Here is a 22341-nt window from a genome sequence, read left to right on the forward strand (position 1 = left end):
CAGTCAGTTATTCTCCTCGGGGAAAGCGCTGGCTTTCCTCGACGATGTTCAGGTCCATGTGGTTGCGCATGTAACGTTCGGACGCCTTCTGCAGCGGCTGATAATCCCACGGGTAATAGCCGCCCTGCCGCAACGCCTCGTAGACGATCCAACGGCGTGCCTGGCTTGCACGGACATCCGCGTCAAAGCGGTCCAGATCCCAGCGAGCCTCGGACTTGGCGCGCAAAGTTTGCAAGGTGCCTGCGTGTTCGGGCTTGTCAGCAAGGTTGTCCAACTCGTGCGGGTCGGCCTCAAGGTCGAAAAGCTGATCGGAGTCCAATGCACAGCGATTGTATTTCCACTTGCCATAGCGCAGCGAAACCAGCGGGGCATAAGACGCCTCGGCCGCGTATTCCATTGCAACGGGGGCCGTGCGCTCTGATCCCTGCGCAAGCGGAACAAGGTTCTCACCATCGGTCCACGGCGCAATCTCGGCCATATCTACACCAGCCAACGCACCCAGTGTTGGGGTCACGTCGATGGTTGAAACAGGCGTATCAATTCGGCCCACCGGAAGGTCAGGCGCTGAAATCATCAACGGCACACGGGACGAGCCTTCAAAGAAGGTCATCTTGAACCACAAACCCCGTTCGCCCAGCATGTCACCATGGTCCGAGACGAACAGGATGATCGCTTCCTGGCGCGTGGTTTCCAGCACCTCAAGAATCTCGCCGATCTTGTCGTCCAGATAAGAGATGTTTGCGAAGTAAGCCTGCCGTGACTTGCGGATATCATCCTCAGTGATATCGAAGCTGCGCCAGTCGTTTGCGTCGAAAATCCGTTTCGAATGTGCGTCTTGATTGTCGTATCCGAGGTCCGCGACCTCGGGCATCAGATGCTCGCAATCTTCGTACATGTCCCAGTATTTTCGGCGGGCCACATAGGGATCGTGCGGATGGGTAAAGCTGACGGTCACGCACCAAGGCCGCTCATCCTTGCCTCGCGCCAGATCATACAGTTTGGCCTTGGCGTTGTAGGCAACCTCGTCGTCATATTCCATCTGGTTCGAGATTTCGGCGACGCCCGCGCCCGTCACCGAGCCCATGTTGTGATACCACCAGTCGATCCGCTCACCCGGTTTGCGGTAATCCGGCGTCCAGCCGAAATCGGCAGGGTAGATATCGGTGGTCAGGCGATCCTCGAACCCGTGTAGCTGATCGGGGCCGACAAAATGCATCTTGCCAGACAAACAGGTGTAATACCCCGCCCGGCGCAGATGATGCGCATAAGTCGGGATGTCGCTGCGAAATTCAGCCGCGTTATCATAAACACCAGTCCGAGAGGGCAACTGCCCGGACATGAAGCTTGCCCGCCCCGGCGCGCATAATGGCGATGCCGTATAGGCATTGGCAAACCGGGTCGAACGATCAGCCAGCTTCTTCAGGTTCGGAGCATGAAGCCATTCTGCGGGACCGTCCGGAAAGAGGGTCCCGTTCAACTGATCCACCATCAGGATCAGAATGTTCGGTTGTGTCATTTTTCAGCCTCAAGAAAGGTGTTGAGCACCCGGATGGCATGATTGACCGCCAGTTGCGGTTCTTCCGGGGCACTCAGCGCTGCGCGGATATAAAGTCCGTCGATCAGCGCGATCATGTTTTCGGCCGCTTCGACCGGATCAGACAACAGCGGCCGCAGCGCAAATATCAGATTTGACCGGATGCGGGCCTGATAGATCTGCCACAATCGAAGCGCGTCTTCGTTTGTTTGCGCAAGGACATAGAATGTCATCCATGCAGCGATCACGTCTGGCGTGAAACAGGACGGCGCAAAGCAGGATCGGATGATGGCTTGGGCACGCTCATCAGGTGCTGCTGACTTGAGCTCCTCCCGCGCCTCGGCCCCGAAGTCGGACAGGATTTGGCGCATCGCTGCAAGGAATATCTGATCTTTCCCACCGAAATAGTGATGGGCCAGCGCGCTGGACATCCCTGCCCGTTTCGCAATCTGGCTTACAGTCACATCAAGGGATTTCTTGGAACCAAGCTCGGCAATCGTCGCCTTGACGATCGCATCACGACGAATTGGCTCCATTCCGAGTTTCGGCATCACGGCCCCCTCACCTGCTACTGGTAAGGAAACGCTATGCGGTTTTTATTGACTCGTCAATCAATAACGATTTTTCGGCCGCTACACGCTTAAAGTTTGGGCGCGATACTGGGCGTGGTCAAGCTGCTGCGGTTCAGAACAGCTTCGCGCCATGCAATGAAACTTACGGCTGCAAGAATCAAAGTTCCCCCGGCAACGACCCAGATGTCGACACTCTCGTGGAACACCAATGCGCCAAGCAATGTGGCCCAGATCAGTTGCAAGAACGTCACTGGTTGAGTGACGGCCACAGGTGCTGCCTGAAGCGCAAGCGTCATGAAATAATGACCAAGTGTCGCAAAACTGGCGACCAGAAAGAGAACGCCCAGATCATACAGACTGGGCGGGGTCCAGACCGCAGCGGCAAAGGGGATCAGCGCAAGCGTGACCCAAATCGACATATGCGCGACAACGACCGAGGGCGGTAGGTCCCGCACCAGCGTTTTGGCCAACAGGTATGACGCCCCCAGCATCAGGGATGTCCCCAACATCGCCAGATGACCGGCCGAGATTTCACGAAAACCCGGGCGCAGAATGATGGCAACCCCGATCATGGCAACAAGGATCGCTGCAATCCGGCGAAAGGCCAGCTTCTCGCCCAGAAACAGCGCCGCACCCAGAGTCACATAGACCGGCGTCATGTAATTCATGGCCGTGACCTCGGCCAACGGGATTTGCGTCATGGAAAAAAACCACAGCATGACCGCGACGGCATGGACCAGACCACGCACACCGAACATCGCAACATGCTTGCGTGTCAGATGCGTGGTAACGATCAGGCGTAGCGCAGGCAGCAAAAAGACCAACCCAAAGGCAAACCGCAAAAAGGCCGCTTGAATAGGGTTCATGGAAGTCCCCAGCGATTTGACCAGCGCTGTCATAACGACAAACGCCAAACCGGCGGAAAACATCCAGAACATGCCCGCGACGGGGCGATACAAAGCGGCTTGAGTTGTCATGTTAACGATTCAATACCGAATTGCCGTTGGGAACAACCCTTCACATCGCAACAAGCTTTGCCGCAAGCGTCAGCATCACGACCCCGATTACCACGTCCAGCACTTGCCACGCTCTGGGTCGGGCAAAGACAGGGGACAAAAGGCCCGCCCCGTATCCGAGGGAAAAGAAGAAAACGAAACTGGCAGACATGGCCCCCAACGCAAAAGCCAATTGATCTTCGTACTGGGCGGAAATCGAGCCGATCAACACAACCGTATCCAGATAGACATGGGGGTTGAGCCACGTAAACGCGAGCACTGTCAGCAAAACAGATTTCAGGCTGGCTGTCTGCCCCTGCCCGACCTCCATAACGGCCCCGCCACGCCAGGCCGAACTGAGGCTGCGTAACCCGTACCACGTCAGGAATATCGCACCGCCATAGCGCATGGCCGTTTCAAACCAGGGAAAAATCTGCGCCAGTGTGCCGAAACCCGCGACGCCCGCCGCGATCAGAATTGCGTCTGAAACAGCACATGTCAGACACAAGGGAAACACATGTTCGCGCCGCAGCCCCTGACGCAGCACGAATGCGTTCTGCGCACCAATGGCAAGGATCAGACTAAAGCCAAGCACAAAGCCTGCAATCAGAGATGTGGACATGTAACCTCCTGTGTTTGGACGTTGACTATGCCCATCCTTGCGATCTATCAAATTAAAGATGTTGACGCTGATTAAGTCTTACTAATGATACTGGATCCCCATCACCTGTCTGCATTGTCGGCCATTTTGCGACACGGCAGCTTCGAGGCCGCGGCCGCTGATCTGTCTGTAACGCCGTCGGCGATTTCTCAGCGGATCAAGGCCTTGGAAGATCGTGTTGGGGCGGCTTTGATACATCGCGGCACGCCTTGTACGGCCACCCCAATGGGCCTGCGGATCGCGCAACACGCCGAGGATATCGGATTGCTCGAGGCGAAACTGGCACGAGAGCTTACCCTCGATCGCAAATCAGGTCCGGCGCGGGTGCGTATCGCAGTCCCGGCAGATTGTATGGCAACCTGGTTTATTGATGCGATGGCCCGGGTCGACGACCTGCTGTTCGATCTGGTCATTGACGATCAGGACTACTCGGCCGAGTGGTTGCGGCGTGGCGAAGTTAGTGCAGCGGTAACCGTCGGCGGGCAAACAGTTGCCGGATGTGATGCGATTGCCTTGGGCGCGCTGAGGTATCTTCCCACGGCCAGTCCGGAATACCTGCGGACGTGGTTCCCAAACGGTGTCAATGAAGCCAGTTTAACCCGCGCGCCCTGTCTGACCTTCAATCGAAAGGACAGTTTGCAAAAGGAATGGATCGCCCTGCAAACGGGCCGCCGTCTTTCTCCGCCTTCGCATTTCCTACCCTCTTCACAGGGGTTCGTGGATGCGGCCATTGCAGGATTGGGATGGGGGATGAACCCGGTGGGTCTGGTGGACACAGCCTTGTCGGACGGACGGCTGGGATTGCTGGTTGAAGATGCGCCGCTGGATATCCCGATGACGTGGCAGGTCGGGCGTATTCTAGCCCCAGCGCTCAGGCCGTTAACCGCCGCTGTCCTGAAATGCGCCCAGCGCGCCCTTCGGCCTGACGTATAAATCGCTGATCAAGACTGAACCGGAACTTTGGAACGCGGAACAACCACGCGATAACATGCGATGGCTGCAAAAAGGCTTACAATAACGATGAACAGGATCGCCCAGGCCACTTCGTGCATATGAGCGACTGCAGCGAGGGCTGCCGAAAGAATAACCCCGGAAATTCTACAGATGCTCTTGATTGCTGCCGCCCCTTTCACCCGCTGATCTTTGGGCGCAACGTCCAGAAAGTACAGCTTTCGCGCGCTGCTGATGCCCGTAACGGCGACCGTCACAATAAACAACGCAACCGCGTGCAGGTGAACGTCGTGATCGAAATCCAAGTAGTGAACGGACAAAAGGGCTGCTCCGGTCACAGCGACCATCAGGTTTCCCGTGACCATGACCGCGCGATGCGATTTCATATTTACCAATTGCCACAACGGGGCCGACACCAGGTAGCCTGACGCCGATGAGATTATCATCGCGGTCAGACCCTTGGCCGAGCTGTGGTGTGCCTCGGCTGCGATCAGGGCGAAGAACGGCACGGACAGGGACACCACGACAAGCGGCAGACGCATGATCATATAACGCCGGAACCACGCCTCGTTAAACATGGCTGCGATGTCCGTGAAATTCTCGGTGAACTTCCGTTTTCTCACGGAAGAGCCTTGGTCGCCCATATCTGGCCGCGAGTTACCTTCGGACATTGCCAAAATGGACAAACCGGACAACACAAAGAACGTCACAGACACCGCAATAATTGCGGAATGGCGCGAAAATGGTGGGTTTTCCTTTGTAATTTCGTGAACCAAAAGCGCCAGCCCGATGGCACCCAACCCACCAACGCCAAGCTGCAGATAATGCATGATCATCCGCGACCTTGATTGAACGTGATCGCCCAGAAGATCCGTGTACATCAGCGATTGGATCTCTTCGATCAGACCGATCAGAAAGAACGCGGACACAAAGGCAATCGCGATAAGGGGAACCTTTCCGGTCGCGGCAATAACAAGTGCCACAACAAGGCATGCGCCTATTGCGATTTCCGTCATTGCGATACCGCGCTTCTTGCGCTCGCGGGCTGAAATTGGCTGGGCAAGGAACACGTCGGAAATCATGCTGCCGACCATGCGCACCGATACCAGCGCACCCGCGACGAACATCGGCAATTCCAGCGAGACGGCAAGAAAAGGCAAAACGATGGACGGGCTGCCAAGTGTCCAAGCGACCTGAGACAGAATGCTCTGCCCGGTCAGAACGGGGATGTTCCGTTTTGAAGTATTAGCAGGGCTGTTCGTCATTCACTCGATCATGTGGCGCCCCTTTTTCGGCCTGAATTAAACCTAGGGGTCGGTTGCGTTTCATGGCAGCTTACCGAGTTTAACAGCACCGGCCAAGCATCCAGAAAACACAAACAAAAAACCCGACCAATGGCCGGGTTCTTGCAGAGTAATTCAGGTTCGGATCAAAGTTGAGCCATAACCTCGTCCGATGCCTCGAAATTGGTTGTGACGCGCTGGACGTCATCATCGTCTTCCAACGCATCGACCAGCTTCATCAGCTTCTGCATATCGTCCAAACCCAACTCGGTGGTCGTAGTCGGTCTCCAAACCAGCTTGGTCGACTCGGTCTCGCCCAGTGCCGCTTCCAATGCGCTCGACACGTCATTCAGATCGGTATCGGCGCACCAGATGATGTGCCCCTCTTCCGAGCTTTCGACGTCTTCGGCACCTGCCTCGATCGCCGCTTCAAACACGGTATCAGCGTCGCCCACGGTTGCGGGGTAAACAACTTCGCCCTTGCGTTCGAACATGAACCCGACCGAGCCGGTCTCGCCAAGGTTTCCGCCGTTTTTCGAAAAGGTCGAGCGCACGGTCGACGCGGTCCGGTTACGATTGTCGGTCATTGTTTCGACAATTACAGCCACACCGTTCGGGCCATAGCCCTCGTAGCGGATTTCTTCGTAATCGTCGCCTTCACCTGCGACCGATTTCTTGATTGCGCGGTCGATCACGTCCTTGGGGACCGAGTTCGACTTGGCTTCTTTCACCGCCAGACGCAGGCGCGGGTTCTTGTCGGGATCGGGGTCGCCCATCTTGGCGGCAACGGTGATCTCTTTCGACAGCTTGGAAAACAGTTTGGACCGCGCGGCGTCCTGACGTCCCTTGCGGTGCTGGATATTGGCCCATTTGGAGTGGCCTGCCATGGTGCGTCCTCGTGATAGTGATTGCGTATTCGGCGCTCATATAGACGTTTGCGGGCCTCGGGATCAAGAGAGCGGCTTGTCCGGTGGCCACTTGCGGGTATGGTGTCGGCATGACGACGGATCAGATTATTCTTTTTACCCTTTTTGCAACTGTATTTGGAATGCTGCTGTGGGGGCGTTACCGGTATGATCTTGTGGCGTTTTCCGCCCTGTTGATCGGGGTCGTGCTTGGGGTCGTGCCAGTAGATGATGCCTTTGCCGGGTTCGGTCATCCCGCCACGATTATCGTGGCGCTGGTTCTTGTTGTTTCCGCCGGGCTTGTGCGGTCGGGTGCCGTGTTCATGATCACACGCACGTTGGTCGATGCGTCGCGCGGCCTTGGTGCGCACATCGCCTTGATGGGCGGAATCGGGGCTGTCCTGTCTGCATTCATGAATAACGTGGCAGCGCTGGCCCTTCTGATGCCGGTCGACATTCAGACGGCGCGCAAGGCAGGGCGATCTGTCGGGCTAACGCTGATGCCGCTCAGCTTTGCGACCATTCTGGGCGGTATGGCCACGCTGATCGGCACGCCGCCCAACATCATCATTGCCTCGATCCGCGCGGAAACACTGGGCGAGCCATTCCATATGTTCGATTTTGCCCCGGTTGGCGGTCTGGCGGCCCTTGCGGGCCTGGCTTTTGTCTCGTTGGTTGGCTGGCGGCTGATCCCCAGTCGCGGACCGCAAGAAGAAAGCTCCGAGGCGCTGGCCGAGTATATTGCCGAACTCACGATCCCGCCGGATTCGGCCCAAATCGGCAAACGGGTCAGCGAACTGTACGAGGTCGCCGAAAAATCGGACGTCGCCATAATCGGCTTAATCCGGGATGGCAAACGGCGGTACGGCCGTTCGGCACATGCTACCCTGCACGAGGGCGACGCGCTTGTGCTGGAAGCCCGCCCCGAGGCGCTGGACGAATTCCGCGCGGCACTGAACCTGAATTTCTCGGACACGCGCCGACAGGAATTGCTAACGGCCGAAGGTGACGGGCTGGAAGTGATCGAAGTCGTCGCCACCGAGAGCGCGCGCATCACCGGGCGTACCGCGCAAGGGTTGGGTTTGGCGTGGCGTCAAAGCACGGTTCTCATGGGTATCTCGCGTCAGGGACGCCGGATCACCCAGCAGGTTCGGAAAACCGAAGTCGAAGCCGGTGATATCCTTTTGTTGCTCTGCCCACGCGACCGGAGCGCGGATGTCACCGAATGGCTCGGATGCTTGCCTTTGGCTGAACGCGGGTTGAATGTCACCGCCAATGACAAGGCTTGGCTGGCGATTGGCTTGTTTGCTGCTGCCGTTATTGCGGCCAGCGTTGGGCTGATCTACCTGCCGATTGCGCTGGGGCTGGTGGTTGTTGCCTACGTGCTGACCAAAATCATGCCCATTGCCGATCTCTACAACCATATAGAATGGCCTGTGGTCGTCCTGCTGGGGTCAATGATCCCCTTGGGCAGCGCGCTTGAGACCTCTGGCGGCACAGAACTGATTGCAAACGGGCTGATCCAGCTTACCAATGGAATGCCCGCTTGGGCTATCCTGACGGTGCTGATGGTCGTCACGATGACACTGTCCGATGTGCTGAATAACACGGCAACGGCGATCGTCGCGGCCCCGGTCGGCATCCAGATGGCCCGCACTCTTGAGGTTTCACCCGACCCGTTCCTGATGACGGTCGCCGTCGCAGCCTCGGCTGCATTCCTCACGCCGATTGGGCATAAAAACAACACGCTGGTGCTGGGCCCCGGCGGTTATCGCTTTGGCGACTACTGGCGCATGGGGTTGCCGCTGGAAATTCTGATCGTCGCGGTTTCGATCCCCGCAATCCTTGTGTTCTGGCCGCTGTGACGGGTAAAGGCTGCGTATGAAACGATTTCTGATCCTGCAATTGCGCCCTGAAACCGATGCATCTGACGCTGAGTATGCCTCGATCCTGGACAAGACCGGGCTGACACCCGACCAGACGCATCGTTTCCGGCTGGACCGCGAAGACCTGCCCGAAGGGTTGAACGTGACGGATTATGCGGGCGTGATCGTCGGCGGCGGCCCCGGTTGTGTCAGCGACGACCCGGCGACAAAATCTGCGGTCGATGCGCGGGTTGAGGCGGCGATCATGGGACTGATGCCGCAAATCACCGCGCAGGACCATCCCTTCATGGGGTGCTGTTACGGCTTGGGGATACTGGCGGCCCATCTGGGCGGAGAGGTCAGCAAGGATCGCTTCGGTGAACCCGTCGGCCCATCTACTTGCCGCCTGACGGAAGACGGAATGAAGGACCCGCTGACCTTGGGGCTAGAGCCACACTTTGACGCCTTTGTTGGCCACAAGGAAGCGGTTCAGGCCTTGCCCGAGGGTTGCGTGCATCTGTTGGCCTCTGACCCCTGCCCGTTTCAGATGATCCGTTGGGGCCAGAACGTATATGCCACTCAGTTCCATCCCGAAGCCGACGCGCGCGATTTTGAAGAACGGATCAACATCTACAAGCATCACGGCTATTTCCCGCCCGAAGATGCCCAGCGCCTGATCGACATCTGCCATGCGGCGGACGTCACCCAGCCGCGCGAAATCCTGCGGCGGTTTGCACAACGGTATGGATGACCCTACGGCGCTGTTGCCTGATCGCGCGCCCCTCGCATAGGCTGCCGGAACGGCTTTGGGAGGAGTTGTTCTTGGATCTCATAATTAATGTCGGCCTGCCCTTGTCGCTGGCCATCATCATGCTGTCATTAGGCATCGGGCTGGAAGTCGCCGATTTTCGCCGTGTTCTAAGCAGGGGCTACCCGTTCGCGATCGGCGCCATATCGCAGATAATCCTGCTGCCCGTTGCGGCCTTTGCGACGGTAAAACTGTTTGCCTTGCCTCCGGAAATCGCGGTCGGCTTCATGCTTCTCAGCTTTTGCCCCGGCGGGGTCACAAGCAATATCCTGTCCAAACTGGCCAAGGGCGACGTCGCGCTTTCCGTTAGTCTGACAGCGGTTATAAGCCTGTTGTCCATGCTGACCGTTCCCATTCTGGCCGCTTGGTCCATTGCTCATTTCATGGGAGAGGACGCGCCCGAAGTCTCGATCGCCGGGTTGGCCATCGCCCTGTTCCTGATCACCACACTGCCCGTCGCCATCGGCGTCAGCATCCGACATTTCGCAACCGGGTTCGCAAACCGGGTCGATGCGACGTTATCCAAGCTTGCCACGGTCTTGTTTGTCCTGATCGTCATTGCCGCGCTTGCAGGTAACTGGCAGTTGTTCGTGGACAATCTCAGCATTATGGGCGCAGGCTTGATCACACTGAATATCGCCTTGCTGTTGATTGGCCTTGGTTTAGCGCGCGCTGCAAATCTGTCGTGGGATGAGAGTAAGACGGTCTCAATCGAAACCGGCATTCAGAACTCGACCTTGGGAATAACACTGGCCGCATTGATTACAGGCACGGAAAGCGGGTTCAGCCCGCTTGCACTTCCATCCGCCGTTTACGGGATCACGATGTACGCGGTCGCCCTTCCCCTGATCCTTTGGTTCCGCCGCCGCTGAGAGGAGTTTTCATGTCCAACAATACTGCTGACGCCATTGTCGTCGGGGCTGGTCTGGCTGGTCTGGCCGCCGCAGCCGAACTAGGGGATCGCGGTAAGAAAGTGATCGTAGTGGATCAGGAGCCGCAGCACTTTCTTGGCGGACAAGCGTTCTGGAGCCTTGGCGGACTGTTCATGGTCGACACACCAGAACAGCGGCGGATGGGAATCCGCGACAGTCATGAACTGGCCATGAGAGATTGGCTGGGCAGCGCCCAGTTCGACCGGGACGACGATGCATGGCCGCGCAAATGGGCCGAAGCCTATGTCGAGTTCGCAGCCGGGGAAATGCGTCCGTGGCTACATGATATGGGTCTGCGTTGGTTCCCGATCGTCGGCTGGGCAGAACGCGGCGGCTCCTATGCGGACGGTCACGGAAACTCGGTTCCTCGGTTCCACATCACATGGGGTACCGGTCCGGGCGTTTTGGAGCACTTCATCCGCCGCGTGAAGGAGCATGTCGCCACCGGACTGGTCGAGATCAAGTTCCGCTATCAGGTCAGCCACATCATCATGCAAAATGGCTGCGCCAAAGGTGTCTCTGGCGAAGTACTGGCCGATGACCCCGCCCAGCATGGGGCCAAAACCAACCGCGACGAAGTCGGAGAATTCGAAATCTACGCACCATCTGTCATCGTTAGTTCCGGCGGGATCGGTGGTAATTTCGAAATGGTCCGCAAAAACTGGCCCCGCGACCGGCTTGGGGAGCCCCCGAAAGATATGGTTGCGGGCGTGCCCTTTCACGTTGATGGCCGAATGATCGCGATCAGTGAAAAGGCTGGTGGGCACGTGATCAATGGCGACCGGATGTGGCACTATACCGAAGGGGTGCGAAACTGGAATCCGATCTGGCCGTCCCACGGAATTCGCATCCTGCCCGGCCCAAGTTCGATGTGGTTTGATGCGCGTGGAAACCGGATGAAACCACCTTGTCTGCCGGGGTTTGACACGCTGGGCACCCTTAAGGAAATCCTGAAAACCGGGTATGAATACAGTTGGTTCGTCCTGACCCAGAAGGTGATCAAAAAGGAATTCGCTCTTTCGGGGTCCGAGCAGAACCCAGACATGACCGATGGTGGTTGGCGCGAAGTTCTGTTGCAGCGCATTTTGACCGGCTCAAAGGCAACAGCCCCGGTTGAAGCATTCAAAGAACACGGTGAGGATTTCATAGTCGCCAATACATTGACCGAGCTGGTGAGCGGCATGAATCAAATGGGCAGTGGCCTGATCGACGAAGCCCACCTGCGCGCCCAGATCGAAGCACGGGATTCACAGATCGACAATCCTTTCACCAAAGATGCCCAGATGGCGGCGATTCTGGCGGCGCGCAACTATCGCGGCGACCGCCTGATCCGAACCGCCAAACCGCACAAGTTTCTTGACCCGGCCAATGGGCCACTGATCGCAGTTAAGCTGCACGTTCTGACCCGCAAAACACTGGGCGGGCTGCAAACAAACCTCGACAGTCAGATGATCGGAGCTGACGGTCAGGTCGTTCCCGGCCTGTTTGCCGCCGGAGAGGTCGCCGGGTTCGGTGGTGGCGGCTACCACGGGTACAACGCGCTGGAGGGCACGTTCCTTGGAGGCTGCATTTTCTCTGGCCGCAATGCCGGGCGCTCTCGGGCCGTCGCTTGACGGCCCCGGCTATTAACTCGCCCGTGCGAACTGAATGACAGCCTGTCCTGCGCTGTCTAGTAGCACAAGCGTATCGCCTTTGAACGCATAAGCCGTCACGCCGGACAGGGCTTTGAAGAACTCGCGCTCGATCTCATCCAGCGGCGGCGGGCAAGCCATCAGGGTCGCGGCCATGTTGTCAGGGAAGTCAATCTGACTTCCGGCAATCTCGGCCTCGCCTGCGAACCGGTTGCAGCCGCCGCTGCCTGAAAACGCCCCACCTTCGGCAAAGGCCAGTTCCGGGCGTTTTTCTGTCTCAAGCGGTTTTCCGTTCAGCCCGGTCGCCATCCACTTTGTGTTTTCCAACGTGGCGACCCCCTGTGGTTGGGCTTGGACCAGAACCAGATCGACAGTGTTTCCTTCCTCGTTCGTCAGAACCGGATACGCCGTGTCCGTAGTGAACAGCAGCTTGTCACCCTGAAAGATAGACCCGCGCACGACATACCGCATCCTGTCGCGGATCAGCGCATCATCATAGCTCAACTCGAATTGGGCAGGCACTCCGGTCAATGCGTAGCGTTTCGAGGACAGTGTCACTGACGGTGCATCGGCGCGCGAGACATCTTGCAACTGCACCAACAGGGTTGCATCAGGCGGCACCGCAATACGTTCGCGATAGGTGGCCGTGCCTTCAATCGTTCCGGCACTCGCAGCGCCCCCCAGAACCGTGGACAGCACGACAACGGCCAAGGCAGAATATCCGGATTTGAGCATATGTTTGCTCCTTCCTGCAAAATCATTTCCAGAAACATTGTAATAGAGGTCGATTTTACAAGGACTTCGCCGGAAAACCAGCGGTAATACGCCGATCTTACAAAGGCCAGATCAGAGGGATTAGAAGCGACGCCAGCAAGCCCACGGTCAGGTTCAGTGGGATACCCACCTTCATGAAGTCGACGAACCTGTAACCGCCCGGACCATAAACCATCATATTGGTCTGATACCCAATCGGCGTTGCGAATGACGCCGAGGCCGCAACCATTACCGCAACGACAAGCGGGCGCGGGTCAATACCAACGGCCTGCGCCAACCCAATGGCGATGGGCGTCACAACGACAGCAACCGCATTGTTGGACACCAGTTCGGTCAGCACTGAGGTCAGCAGGTACACGGCCCAAATGATCAGGAAAGGCGGCAGCGCGCTAAGTCCCGGCGCGATAGCTTCGACGATCAACGAGACTGCGCCCGATTTGTCCAGCGCGGCACCAATGGCGAGCATGGAAAAGATCAGCGCCAGCAGGCGGCCTTCGACAAAGGAAAACGCCTCGTCCGCGTCGATACACCGTGTCAGCAGAACCACGGCAACGGCCAGAACCGACAACAGCAGAATTGGTGCAATGCCCAGCGCGGCCAGCACGACGATGCCTGCAAGTGCACCGATCGCAATTGGCGCATGGCTACGGCGGAACGCGCGGGCCGAGGGTTGTGTGACATCAACCATCTCCATATCTGCCGCAAGCCGCTGAATATCCTCGGGAGAACCTTCCAGCAGCAGAGTATCGCCTACCCGCACCACAAGTTCATCCAGTTGCCGCCCGATATTCTGGTTCCGGCGGTGTACCGCCAGCACATAGACGCCATAGCGCCGCCGCAAGCGCATCGCGCCCAGCGTACGCCCAACCATGCGACAACCCGGAGTGATCAGAACCTCGACCGTTTTGGTCTCAACGGCTGAAACCTGATCCACGCGCTTCAGTTCCTTGTTGCGCTGCAGGCTTAACAACTCGGTCATCTGGGTACGCAAAACCACGCGATCACCAAGCTGTAGCTGAACGCCTTTAAGGTTCCGACGCAGCGATTCGTCACCACGGATGACGTCGATCAGGCGCACGCCGGGGCGTTTGAAAAGCTGAACACCGGTGACTTCGCGGCCGATCAGATTGCTTTCCGGGGGGATAACCGCCTCGGTGAAGAACTTCATCTTGGACCTGTCGCTTAACAGCGACGCCATGCTGTCCCGTTCGGGCAGCAATCGTGGTGCGATGAATCGAAGATACACCATTCCATAGATCACCAGAGCGATCCCCAGCGGCGTAACCTCGAATATCGTGAACGGAGTCATGCCCTGCGACCGGGCGACGCCGTCTACCAAAAGGTTGGTCGACGTGCCGATAAGGGTCAGCGTTCCGCCCAGAATGGCCGCATAGCTGAGTGGGATCAGCAGTTTTGAGGCTGGGACGTTAAGCGTCCGCGCAATCTGCACAAATACCGGGATCATCACGACAACGACCGGTGTGTTCGACACAACGGCCGACGCCAGCACCACAAAGGCCATCAGTAATCCGATAGCGATACGCGGGTTCACCTGCGCCTGTTTCTGGGCAGTCGAGGTGAACGCATCCAACGCTCCGGTACGTACCAGCGCCCCCATGATGATGAACATCGCGGCGATGGTCCACGGCGCGGGGTTCGACAGGACAGCCAAGGCGCTTTGGTATGGAAGAATGCCTGTCACCAGCATCACGGCCACGCCGCCAATGGCGACGACCTCGGTCGGATAGACCTCTCGCAGGAACATGACGAACATGCCTGCGACGACCAACAGCGCCAGTATCGCGCTTCCTGTTTCTGTCAGTTGGTGGAATTGCATTCTTGGTATTCTGTCCGAACCCTGGCTTGGCATACGCGCCCGGCACGCAGTTTCCCGCATTGCGCGGGTCAGAGCAAGCCTTACTGCGGCCCCGCCTGCTGTAACCGCCCGCCAACGCGTACCATTTGAACAGATTTTGCCTGCCCGTTCTGATCGTCGGTCTCAACGAACACCCCGCTGAGAGTCGCCTCACCATTGGCCGGAGTGAATCTTGCCTTGGGCATTCCGGTGATAAAACGGCGCATGGGTTCGACCTTGTCCATGCCGATAACCGAGTCATAATCCCCGCACATACCCGCATCGGTCAAATAGGCTGTGCCACCCGGAAGGATCTGCGCGTCCGCCGTTGGCACATGCGTATGCGTGCCCACCACAAGGCTGGCGCGTTTGTCGCAATAATGACCCATCGCCATTTTTTCCGAGGTCGCCTCGCAATGCATGTCTACGATGATTGCCTGAGCTTGCCCACCACGTGGATGTGACTTCAGGATTGGCTCAACAGCCGAAAACGGGTCATCAAAGGGCCGCTTCATGAACACCTGCCCCAGCACCTGCACCACCAGCACCTTGCGTCCCCCCGGCGCGGTATACAGACGATGCCCCCGTCCCGGCGCGCCTTTAGCAAAGTTCACGGGGCGCACAATGCGCGGCTCATTTTCGATGAACTGCAGCATGTCCTTTTGGTCGAATGCGTGATCGCCCAGCGTCAGGCAATCCGCGCCGGCATCCAGCAGCAGTTTGGCATGATCCCCGCTCAGCCCCATCCCGTTCGAGGCGTTCTCACCATTGACCACAACAAAATCGAGCCGCCATTCGTCGCGCAAACGCGGCAAGTGCTGCTGAACGGCCGAGCGTCCCGCCCGGCCCATGACGTCACCCAAAAACAGAATCCTCATTTCAACCGTCCTAAGTGTGGCATTCATCAAGCACAAGTGGTTAAACTGGCGCCATAAACAGCAAATTCCCATTCAAAAGGAGCTCTTGATGAACCGATTCCTTGTGTTGGCTGCAATTCTGACGCCGCTTGCCGCCTGTGACCCTGTGCCTGAACAATCAGCAGAACTGGCTAATCCCGCAGCGACATTCTGCGTTGAAAGCGGTGGAACATACGAAATCCGTGACGGCGCCGACGGGCAGACCGGGGCCTGCAAACTGGCGGACGGTCAGGAAGTCGATGCCTGGGATTATTTCCGCGAGAACCACTCGGGATAATGCACCATTCACGACGGAAAGGTCAGTACACGGCTTTCTGTAACGACCATGTCCAACGGTTGATCGGTTGACTCAAGAGGCAACCGATCGGCCTGTTGCGCATCGAACGCAAAACCAACGGCAAGTGTTGGCCGCTTTGCCCGCAGCCCTTCCAGCGTGCGGTCATAAAAGCCGCCGCCATACCCCAGCCGCCCCCCTTGTGTGTCAAATGCGACCAGTGGGACGATCAGGATTTCCGGTTCAAAATAATCATCGACCTCGGGAACCATGGCCCCGAATGGCCCGTCCTTCAACGCACCCTCAGGTGTCCAGCGAGAGAACTTTAAGGGCTGCCCTGCGGCCTGTATGACAGGCACTCCAACCGGACCATAAGCCGATGCCTCGGCCATTGCAGGAACTGGGTCAATTTCGGTTCGGATCGGCATATAGCCAGACAGCGGCACACCCCGGTGACCCGCCAGAACTTCGGACAGGCGCCCGGCCGCACCAGGTAAGCGCGTATCAAACGCGGCCTTTCGGCGGGCGAACGCCTCTTTCCGGGCTGCGGCCTTAATTTCAGTCAGATCGGTCACAATAGCACCACGCTGGCAAGTCCAAGGAACAGGAAGAACCCCATGACATCCGTCGTGGTTGTCACAAAGGTGCCGGACGCAAGCGCCGGGTCAGCGCCCAGACGGTCCAGCACAACCGGTACTACCGTACCAACGAAACCGGCGATGATCATGTTCACGACCAAGGCGGCCCCGATCACGACACCCAATAGCGGCGAATCGAACCACAGCATCCCGACCGTTCCCAGCACGATGGCGAAGCACAGGCCGTTCAACATACCCACCAGCAATTCACGGCGGATCACCCGCAACACGTTCGATGGCGTCAGGTCGCGCGTTGCCAGTGCGCGCACGGCAACGGTCAACGACTGTGTCCCGGCATTACCGCCCATCGACGCCACGATCGGCATCAGGATCGCCAGCGCCACCAACTGATCAATCGCCGCCTCGAATTGCGAGATCACCAGAGAAGCACAGATCGCCGTGCACAGGTTCACGGCCAACCACGGCAGACGCCGCTTACTGGTTGCCGCCACCGAGTCGGACAGCGAGCTTTCGTCGCTTACCCCCGCCAGACGCAGGATGTCCTCCTCATGCTCTTCGTCCAGAACGACCATTGCGTCGTCGATTGTGATGACCCCAACCAGCCGACCGTCGGCATCGACAACCGGGGCCGAAATCAGGTGGTACTGGTTGAAAGCATAAGCCACATCTTCCTCATCCTGATCGACGGGAATTGTGTGAAATTCCTCTTCGGTGATGTCCAGCAACGGCACGTCGCGCCGCGCCGCCATAAGCTTACCCAACATGACCTGAGCCGAGGGCTTCAGGCGGGGATCAACCAGCACGACGTGATAGAACTGCTCGGGCAGACCATCATTGGCGCGCATGAAGTCGATGGCTTGCCCAACCGTCCAATGCTCGGGCGCCATGACAACCTCGCGCTGCATAAGACGACCGGCCGAGTTCTCGGGATAAGACAGGGCCTGTTCCGCCGCGATCCGCTCGGAATCCTCCAACGCGTCCAGAATGGCTTCTTGCTGCGGTTCTTCAAGGTCCTCGAGCAGGTCAACGACATCGTCGCTTTCCATGTCGCGAACGGCGTCGGCCAGAACGTCCGGCTTGAGGATGCCGATGATCTCCTCTCGAACGGCCTCATCGAGTTCCGACAGAATATCGCCGTCGAATTCCTTGTCATACAGCCGGATCAGCCGGGCGCGGTCATAGGGGTTGATCTGCTCAACAAGGTCCGCGATGTCAGCCGGGTGCAACGGCTCCATCAACTCGATCAGCTTGTCGCGATCATCCACATCCACCGCGTAAAGGATCGAAGCCACGGTTTTGCGATCCAGCGCATAGACGTCTTCGTCGCTGTGCGTATCGATTACGGGTTCATCAAAGCCTGTGGTCATATCTGCCCCCGTTTCGCTCGGTCATTGCCCCCTAATTAGAAGAAGCAGCTACCGGAAAACAATGACAATGCGCCGATTTACCGGCAAGTTTCCCGCCCTTATGCTGTTTCGCAGTCCCATACAGGCGGAGATGAATGAAAATGGCGCAAAAAACGCTGCTGAAAGGGCGTGTTCTGAGCTTTACCGGTTCCCCCTTCGAAGGAGAGCCGACCGAAGCCGTCAAGATCAGCGAGGCCGTTCTAGTCGAAGACGGTCGGATTTCGGCGGTGGCGGATGCTGACAGCCTGCGTTCCGCACATCCTGAGGCCGCCGTGGTTGACCACGGCAATCATGTTATCATGGCTGGGTTCGTGGATGCGCATGTGCACTATCCGCAGACCGCGATGATCGCCAGTTGGGGAAAACGCCTAATAGACTGGCTGAACACCTATACCTTCCCCGAAGAGATGAAATTTGGCGATCCGGCCTATGCCTCGGAGATTGCGAACCGCTATCTCGATCTGACGGCGGCCCATGGCACGACGACGATGTGCAGCTTTTGCACCATCCACCCCGAAAGCGTCGACGCCTTTTTCACGGCGGCGCAGCAGCGCAATCAGCGCGTGGTTGCGGGCAAGACCTGCATGGATCGCAACGCGCCCGCGCGACTGCGGGACACAGCGCAGACGGCCTATGATCAGTCCCAAGCGCTGCTGGAGAAATGGCATGGGGTCGACCGCCTGTCCTATGCCATCACGCCCCGCTTCTCTCCGACATCCACGCCCGAACAGCTTGAGGCGATGGGTGCACTCTGGGCTGAACACCCGCACTGCCTGATGCAAACTCATCTCAGCGAGCAGACAGACGAAATCGCGTGGGTTCGTGAGCTGTTCCCCGAGGCGCGGGATTATCTGGATACATATGAGAAATTCGGCCTGTTGGGATCGCACGGTGTCTATGGCCACGTGATCCATCTGGAGGCGCGCGAGCGCGACCGACTGCGCGAAGTGGATGCGGCCCTGATCCACTGCCCGACGTCAAACACGTTCATCGGTTCAGGCTTGTTCGACATGACTGGCCTGATGCAGGACGGCCACCGCGTCGGCTTGGCGACGGATACAGGCGGCGGGTCGAGCTTTTCGATGCTGCACACCATGGCTTCGGCCTACGAGATTGGCCAACTGCGCGGCGCTCCTTTGCACGCGGCGCAACTGCTATGGCTGGGCACTGTCGGTTCTGCCCGCTCGCTGCGACTGGATGACAGCATCGGCAACGTCGCGCCGGGGATGGAGGCGGATTTGGTCGTGCTTGATCTCGCCTCAACCCCCGCGATTGCCCAGCGTGAAGCCTGCGCCGATGATCTATGGGAAGCCATTTTCCCAACCATCATGATGGGCGACGACCGCGCCATCGCCGAGGTTTGGATCGGCGGGCGGGCCGTATCGCGCTGAAGGGAATGGGCCTACGGCCCATGCCTCCGGCGGGGATATTTTTGGCCAGATGAAAAGCGGACCCTCACCTAGCCTGCCAAAGAGCGGGCGAGGCGGTTTTGGGTTTCGATAGTTCTGGGCAGGTCGAGCGTTGTGATCTGCCCGTCACGCACGATCTGGCGGCCTTCAACAAACAGGTGCTTGACCTTCATCGGCCCCGCCAGCAGCAAGGCTGCCGGGTCCCAACTGCCGGCGCTTTCGATGCCGCGCGTATCCCAGATGGCAATATCGGCGCGTTTGCCGGGCTCTAACCGTCCGCAATCAGGGCGGTTCAGCACATCTGCGCCGCCTCGGGTTGCGATTTCCAGTGCCTCGCGCGAAGACATTGCATCTGCTCCGTTAGCGACCCGTTGCAGCAACATGGCCTGCCGTGCCTCAAGGACCAAACTTCCATTATCATTGCTGGCGGACCCATCCGCGCCGAGCCCGACTGGTACGCCGCGATCTCGCATGGCGCGCACTGGTGCGATGCCGGACCCAAGGCGGCAATTCGAACAAGGGCAATGAGCCACCCCGGTTTGTGTGCGGGCAAACAGGTCGATCTCAGCCCCGTCCAGCTTGACGCAGTGGGCGTGCCAGACATCAGATCCGGTCCAGCCCAATTCTTCGGCATATTGCCCCGGACGGCAGCCAAACTGCGCCTGCGAATAAGCGATATCCTCGTCGTTCTCAGCCAAATGTGTATGAAGCATTACACCCTTGTCGCGGGCCAGAACCGCGGAGTCCCGCATAAGGTCGCGACTGACCGAGAAAGGTGAACAGGGTGCTAGCCCCACCCGGCACATGGCTCCGTCAGAAGGGTCGTGGAATGTATCAACCACGCGGATCATGTCCTCGAGAATGGCGGGTTCGGCTTCGACCAGAGAATCCGGCGGAAGGCCACCATCGCTTTCACCTATGCTCATCGCGCCGCGTGTGGGATGAAACCGCATACCGACCTCAGCCGCCGCAGCAATGGTGTCGTCCAGCTTGGCGCCGTTCGGATACAGGTACAGGTGATCTGAGCTCAGGGTGCATCCCGACAGGGCAAGCTCTGCCAGTCCAATCTGTGCTGAGACAAACATCTCTTCCGGTCCGAACCGGGACCAGATTGGATAGAGCGTTTTCAACCAGCCGAACAACAGCGCATCCTGCCCCCCCGGAACAGCGCGCGTCAGGGTTTGATACAGGTGGTGATGCGTGTTCACCAGTCCGGGGGTCACAACGCAACCCGAAGCATCGTGGATATCGCCGCCCGTCTGCAACGCATGCCCGACCTGGGCAATCTGGCCGTCACGGATCAGGATATCCGCGCCCGAAAGCTCTTGGCGCGTGTCATCCATTGTCAGGATTGTGTCGGCATTTTTGATAAGGATTTCGGTCATTTCGCCCTCCTTGCACAAGCCCGTTTCATGCATGGAGTGCGAAGGCTGGCGGAAAACGGGCATAAGAACCAGCCGGACAGAACTTACCCGACCGGCCCCACCACGGCAACAGGTTTCAATAGTTGCGCAGGATTTTCAAAGCTGCGGCGTGGACATCCGCGTTTGCCGCGGCCAGTGCCCGCCCACCATTATGGGCAGCGCCGCCTTGCCAGTCGGTGACGATACCGCCTGCGGCCTGGATCACCGCAATTGGGGCTTGGATGTCATAAGCGTTCAGACCCGCCTCGATCACCAGGTCAACCTGACCGGCGGCCAGCAAGGCGTAAGCGTAGCAATCCATGCCGTACCGGGTCAGTCGTACGTGCTGTGCGACAGCCTCGAACCCTGCACGATCATGCAAAGATCCGACTTCGGGGAACGTCGTGAACAGGATCGCCTCATCCAACGTGCGTGTCGACCGTGTGCTGAGCTGCATCGTCCCAGTCGGCCCGACCGCCTGAGCGACATCTGCGGAACCCAAAAACCTTTCTCCGATATAGGGCTGATCAATAACGCCCATTATCGGGCCGTCCTGACCGCTCAACGCGATCAGAACACCCCATGTCGGCGTGCCGCTGATGAACCCCCGCGTACCGTCGATCGGGTCCAGAACCCACGTACGACCTGTGTTGCCTTGGACCTGTCCGAATTCCTCGCCGAAAATGCCGTCATCGGGCCGGTGACGGGCAAGAACTTCGCGCATGGCTTTTTCAGCCTCGCGGTCGGCAATGGTGACGGGATCGAACCCACCAGACAGTTTATTGGATGTTTCCAGGTTGGATTGCCTGAAATAAGGAAGAATAGCCCCGCGCGCGGCGTCGGCCATTTCTTCAGCGACTTCCAAGTCATTCAGCGAAGTATTTTGCATGCGCTACCCGTGCGGCCCGCACGCACCGAAGTCAACCCGGCAATTTACGCGACATCGCTTAGGACACGCGCCAGTTCGAACAAACGGCGGCGCTGATTTTCGGGGATCGCGTAATAGGACCGGACCAGATCCAGCGCTTCCTTGTCGCCCATCAGATCGGCAGGAACAGATTTCTTGCCGGCTGTATCTTTCTCAGTCTCTTCCAGACCTTCAAAGAAAAAGCTGACTGGAACATCCAATGCTTCGGCAATATCCCACAGGCGAGAGGCGCTGATCCGATTGGCGCCGGTCTCGTATTTTTGGATCTGTTGAAACTTAATACCAACCTGCTGCGCCAGCTGCTGCTGGGTCATGCCTATCAGCCAGCGGCGATGCCGGACGCGTTTGCCCACATGGACATCGACGTGATGAGTCATTGGTATTCTCCTCTCCTACACACACAACCACAGGGAGCGCGCGACCGCTTTCACTGCCGCATCACTAGTGAGCTGTGCTTAACCACTCCCTAATTTGGATCATGCCCCCAAATCAGCACCATAGCGCAATATTGCTTCTTTTGGTTATTTTTTCAAGAAGGTTGAATCTTCGTCCGGTAACAAAGGTTTATGGTTGTACGTACCAGCCAAAGCCTGCACGTGTACTTATTACAAATTATGTTCAATTTTGAGATTTCCGCCC

At 58.2% G+C, this 22341-nt stretch carries 21 protein-coding genes; 7 read left to right on the forward strand and 14 right to left on the reverse strand.

Annotation, left to right across the window (positions count from 1 at the left end; genetic code table 11):
- Nucleotides 1-7: 7 nt before the first annotated feature.
- From betC to RUESEDTHA_RS02660, 4 genes are all read right to left on the reverse strand, one after another.
- Complete coding sequence (betC, locus tag RUESEDTHA_RS02645) at nucleotides 8-1516, reverse strand: choline-sulfatase (protein ID WP_180884126.1); 1509 nt, start codon at nucleotides 1514-1516, stop codon at nucleotides 8-10.
- Nucleotides 1513-2085, reverse strand: a complete 573-nt coding sequence (gene betI / locus RUESEDTHA_RS02650) for a transcriptional regulator BetI (RefSeq protein ID WP_171120494.1) — start codon at nucleotides 2083-2085, stop codon at nucleotides 1513-1515. The genes betC and betI overlap by 4 nt, the downstream gene beginning before the upstream one ends.
- Before the next feature lie 89 nt (nucleotides 2086-2174).
- A complete protein-coding gene (locus tag RUESEDTHA_RS02655) occupies nucleotides 2175-3083 on the reverse strand; it encodes a DMT family transporter (RefSeq protein ID WP_180884129.1) in 909 nt (302 codons plus the stop codon).
- A 40-nt stretch (nucleotides 3084-3123) separates the two neighbouring features.
- A complete protein-coding gene (locus RUESEDTHA_RS02660; protein ID WP_180884132.1) occupies nucleotides 3124-3723 on the reverse strand; it encodes a LysE/ArgO family amino acid transporter in 600 nt (199 codons plus the stop codon).
- A gap of 84 nt (nucleotides 3724-3807) precedes the next feature.
- On the opposite strand from RUESEDTHA_RS02660, the gene RUESEDTHA_RS02665 reads away from it, so the two are divergent.
- Entirely contained in the window at nucleotides 3808-4695 is an 888-nt protein-coding gene (locus RUESEDTHA_RS02665) for a LysR family transcriptional regulator ArgP (RefSeq protein ID WP_180884134.1), read from the forward strand.
- Between the two features lie 8 nt (nucleotides 4696-4703).
- Here RUESEDTHA_RS02665 and RUESEDTHA_RS02670 read toward each other — a convergent pair whose 3' ends face one another.
- Both RUESEDTHA_RS02670 and RUESEDTHA_RS02675 read right to left on the reverse strand, forming a co-directional pair.
- Nucleotides 4704-5978: an MFS transporter gene (locus RUESEDTHA_RS02670; RefSeq protein WP_180884136.1), complete on the reverse strand. Its 1275-nt coding sequence runs from the start codon at nucleotides 5976-5978 to the stop codon at nucleotides 4704-4706.
- Between the two features lie 164 nt (nucleotides 5979-6142).
- Nucleotides 6143-6883, reverse strand: coding sequence for a YebC/PmpR family DNA-binding transcriptional regulator (locus RUESEDTHA_RS02675; protein WP_180884137.1), 741 nt, complete (start codon nucleotides 6881-6883; stop codon nucleotides 6143-6145).
- A 110-nt stretch (nucleotides 6884-6993) separates the two neighbouring features.
- On the opposite strand from RUESEDTHA_RS02675, the gene RUESEDTHA_RS02680 reads away from it, so the two are divergent.
- The 4 genes from RUESEDTHA_RS02680 to RUESEDTHA_RS02695 all read left to right on the forward strand — a co-directional run bounded on the left by RUESEDTHA_RS02680 (nucleotide 6994) and on the right by RUESEDTHA_RS02695 (nucleotide 12119).
- Nucleotides 6994-8766: an SLC13 family permease gene (locus RUESEDTHA_RS02680; protein ID WP_180884139.1), complete on the forward strand. Its 1773-nt coding sequence runs from the start codon at nucleotides 6994-6996 to the stop codon at nucleotides 8764-8766.
- A 16-nt stretch (nucleotides 8767-8782) separates the two neighbouring features.
- Nucleotides 8783-9517 carry a glutamine amidotransferase gene (locus tag RUESEDTHA_RS02685; RefSeq protein ID WP_180884141.1) on the forward strand — a complete coding sequence of 245 codons (735 nt, stop codon included), beginning with the start codon at nucleotides 8783-8785 and terminating at the stop codon, nucleotides 9515-9517.
- Between the two features lie 71 nt (nucleotides 9518-9588).
- Nucleotides 9589-10446 carry a bile acid:sodium symporter family protein gene (locus RUESEDTHA_RS02690; RefSeq protein WP_180884143.1) on the forward strand — a complete coding sequence of 286 codons (858 nt, stop codon included), beginning with the start codon at nucleotides 9589-9591 and terminating at the stop codon, nucleotides 10444-10446.
- An 11-nt stretch (nucleotides 10447-10457) separates the two neighbouring features.
- Nucleotides 10458-12119 carry an FAD-binding dehydrogenase gene (locus RUESEDTHA_RS02695; RefSeq protein WP_180884145.1) on the forward strand — a complete coding sequence of 554 codons (1662 nt, stop codon included), beginning with the start codon at nucleotides 10458-10460 and terminating at the stop codon, nucleotides 12117-12119.
- 12 nt (nucleotides 12120-12131) lie between these two features.
- Here RUESEDTHA_RS02695 and RUESEDTHA_RS02700 read toward each other — a convergent pair whose 3' ends face one another.
- The 3 genes from RUESEDTHA_RS02700 to RUESEDTHA_RS02710 all read right to left on the reverse strand — a co-directional run bounded on the left by RUESEDTHA_RS02700 (nucleotide 12132) and on the right by RUESEDTHA_RS02710 (nucleotide 15644).
- Nucleotides 12132-12872, reverse strand: coding sequence for a YbaY family lipoprotein (locus RUESEDTHA_RS02700; RefSeq protein WP_180884147.1), 741 nt, complete (start codon nucleotides 12870-12872; stop codon nucleotides 12132-12134).
- Between the two features lie 97 nt (nucleotides 12873-12969).
- Nucleotides 12970-14748, reverse strand: coding sequence for an SLC13 family permease (locus RUESEDTHA_RS02705; protein WP_180884149.1), 1779 nt, complete (start codon nucleotides 14746-14748; stop codon nucleotides 12970-12972).
- A gap of 80 nt (nucleotides 14749-14828) precedes the next feature.
- On the reverse strand, nucleotides 14829-15644 hold the full coding sequence (locus tag RUESEDTHA_RS02710; RefSeq protein ID WP_171239662.1) for a TIGR00282 family metallophosphoesterase: 816 nt from the start codon (nucleotides 15642-15644) through the stop codon (nucleotides 14829-14831).
- 88 nt (nucleotides 15645-15732) lie between these two features.
- Between RUESEDTHA_RS02710 and RUESEDTHA_RS02715 the strand changes: the two genes are divergently transcribed.
- A complete protein-coding gene (locus RUESEDTHA_RS02715) occupies nucleotides 15733-15960 on the forward strand; it encodes a DUF333 domain-containing protein (RefSeq protein WP_180884151.1) in 228 nt (75 codons plus the stop codon).
- Between the two features lie 8 nt (nucleotides 15961-15968).
- Here RUESEDTHA_RS02715 and RUESEDTHA_RS02720 read toward each other — a convergent pair whose 3' ends face one another.
- Nucleotides 15969-16532, reverse strand: coding sequence for a 5-formyltetrahydrofolate cyclo-ligase (locus RUESEDTHA_RS02720; RefSeq protein WP_180884153.1), 564 nt, complete (start codon nucleotides 16530-16532; stop codon nucleotides 15969-15971).
- Entirely contained in the window at nucleotides 16529-17923 is a 1395-nt protein-coding gene (mgtE, locus tag RUESEDTHA_RS02725; RefSeq protein ID WP_180884155.1) for a magnesium transporter, read from the reverse strand. Before mgtE ends, RUESEDTHA_RS02720 begins: the two co-directional genes overlap by 4 nt.
- Before the next feature lie 140 nt (nucleotides 17924-18063).
- Between mgtE and guaD the strand changes: the two genes are divergently transcribed.
- Nucleotides 18064-19353, forward strand: coding sequence for a guanine deaminase (gene guaD, locus RUESEDTHA_RS02730; RefSeq protein ID WP_180884594.1), 1290 nt, complete (start codon nucleotides 18064-18066; stop codon nucleotides 19351-19353).
- Nucleotides 19354-19421: 68 nt separating this feature from the next.
- On the opposite strand, the gene RUESEDTHA_RS02735 is transcribed toward guaD, so the two are convergent.
- From RUESEDTHA_RS02735 to RUESEDTHA_RS02745, 3 genes are all read right to left on the reverse strand, one after another.
- Nucleotides 19422-20756: an 8-oxoguanine deaminase gene (locus RUESEDTHA_RS02735; protein ID WP_180884157.1), complete on the reverse strand. Its 1335-nt coding sequence runs from the start codon at nucleotides 20754-20756 to the stop codon at nucleotides 19422-19424.
- A gap of 115 nt (nucleotides 20757-20871) precedes the next feature.
- Nucleotides 20872-21663, reverse strand: coding sequence for a histidinol-phosphatase (gene hisN / locus RUESEDTHA_RS02740; protein ID WP_180884159.1), 792 nt, complete (start codon nucleotides 21661-21663; stop codon nucleotides 20872-20874).
- A 44-nt stretch (nucleotides 21664-21707) separates the two neighbouring features.
- Complete coding sequence (locus tag RUESEDTHA_RS02745; protein ID WP_171120458.1) at nucleotides 21708-22079, reverse strand: helix-turn-helix domain-containing protein; 372 nt, start codon at nucleotides 22077-22079, stop codon at nucleotides 21708-21710.
- Nucleotides 22080-22341: the final 262 nt, after the last annotated feature.

The sequence above is a fragment of the Ruegeria sp. THAF57 genome (assembly GCF_903914075.1).
GTDB lineage: Bacteria > Pseudomonadota > Alphaproteobacteria > Rhodobacterales > Rhodobacteraceae > Ruegeria.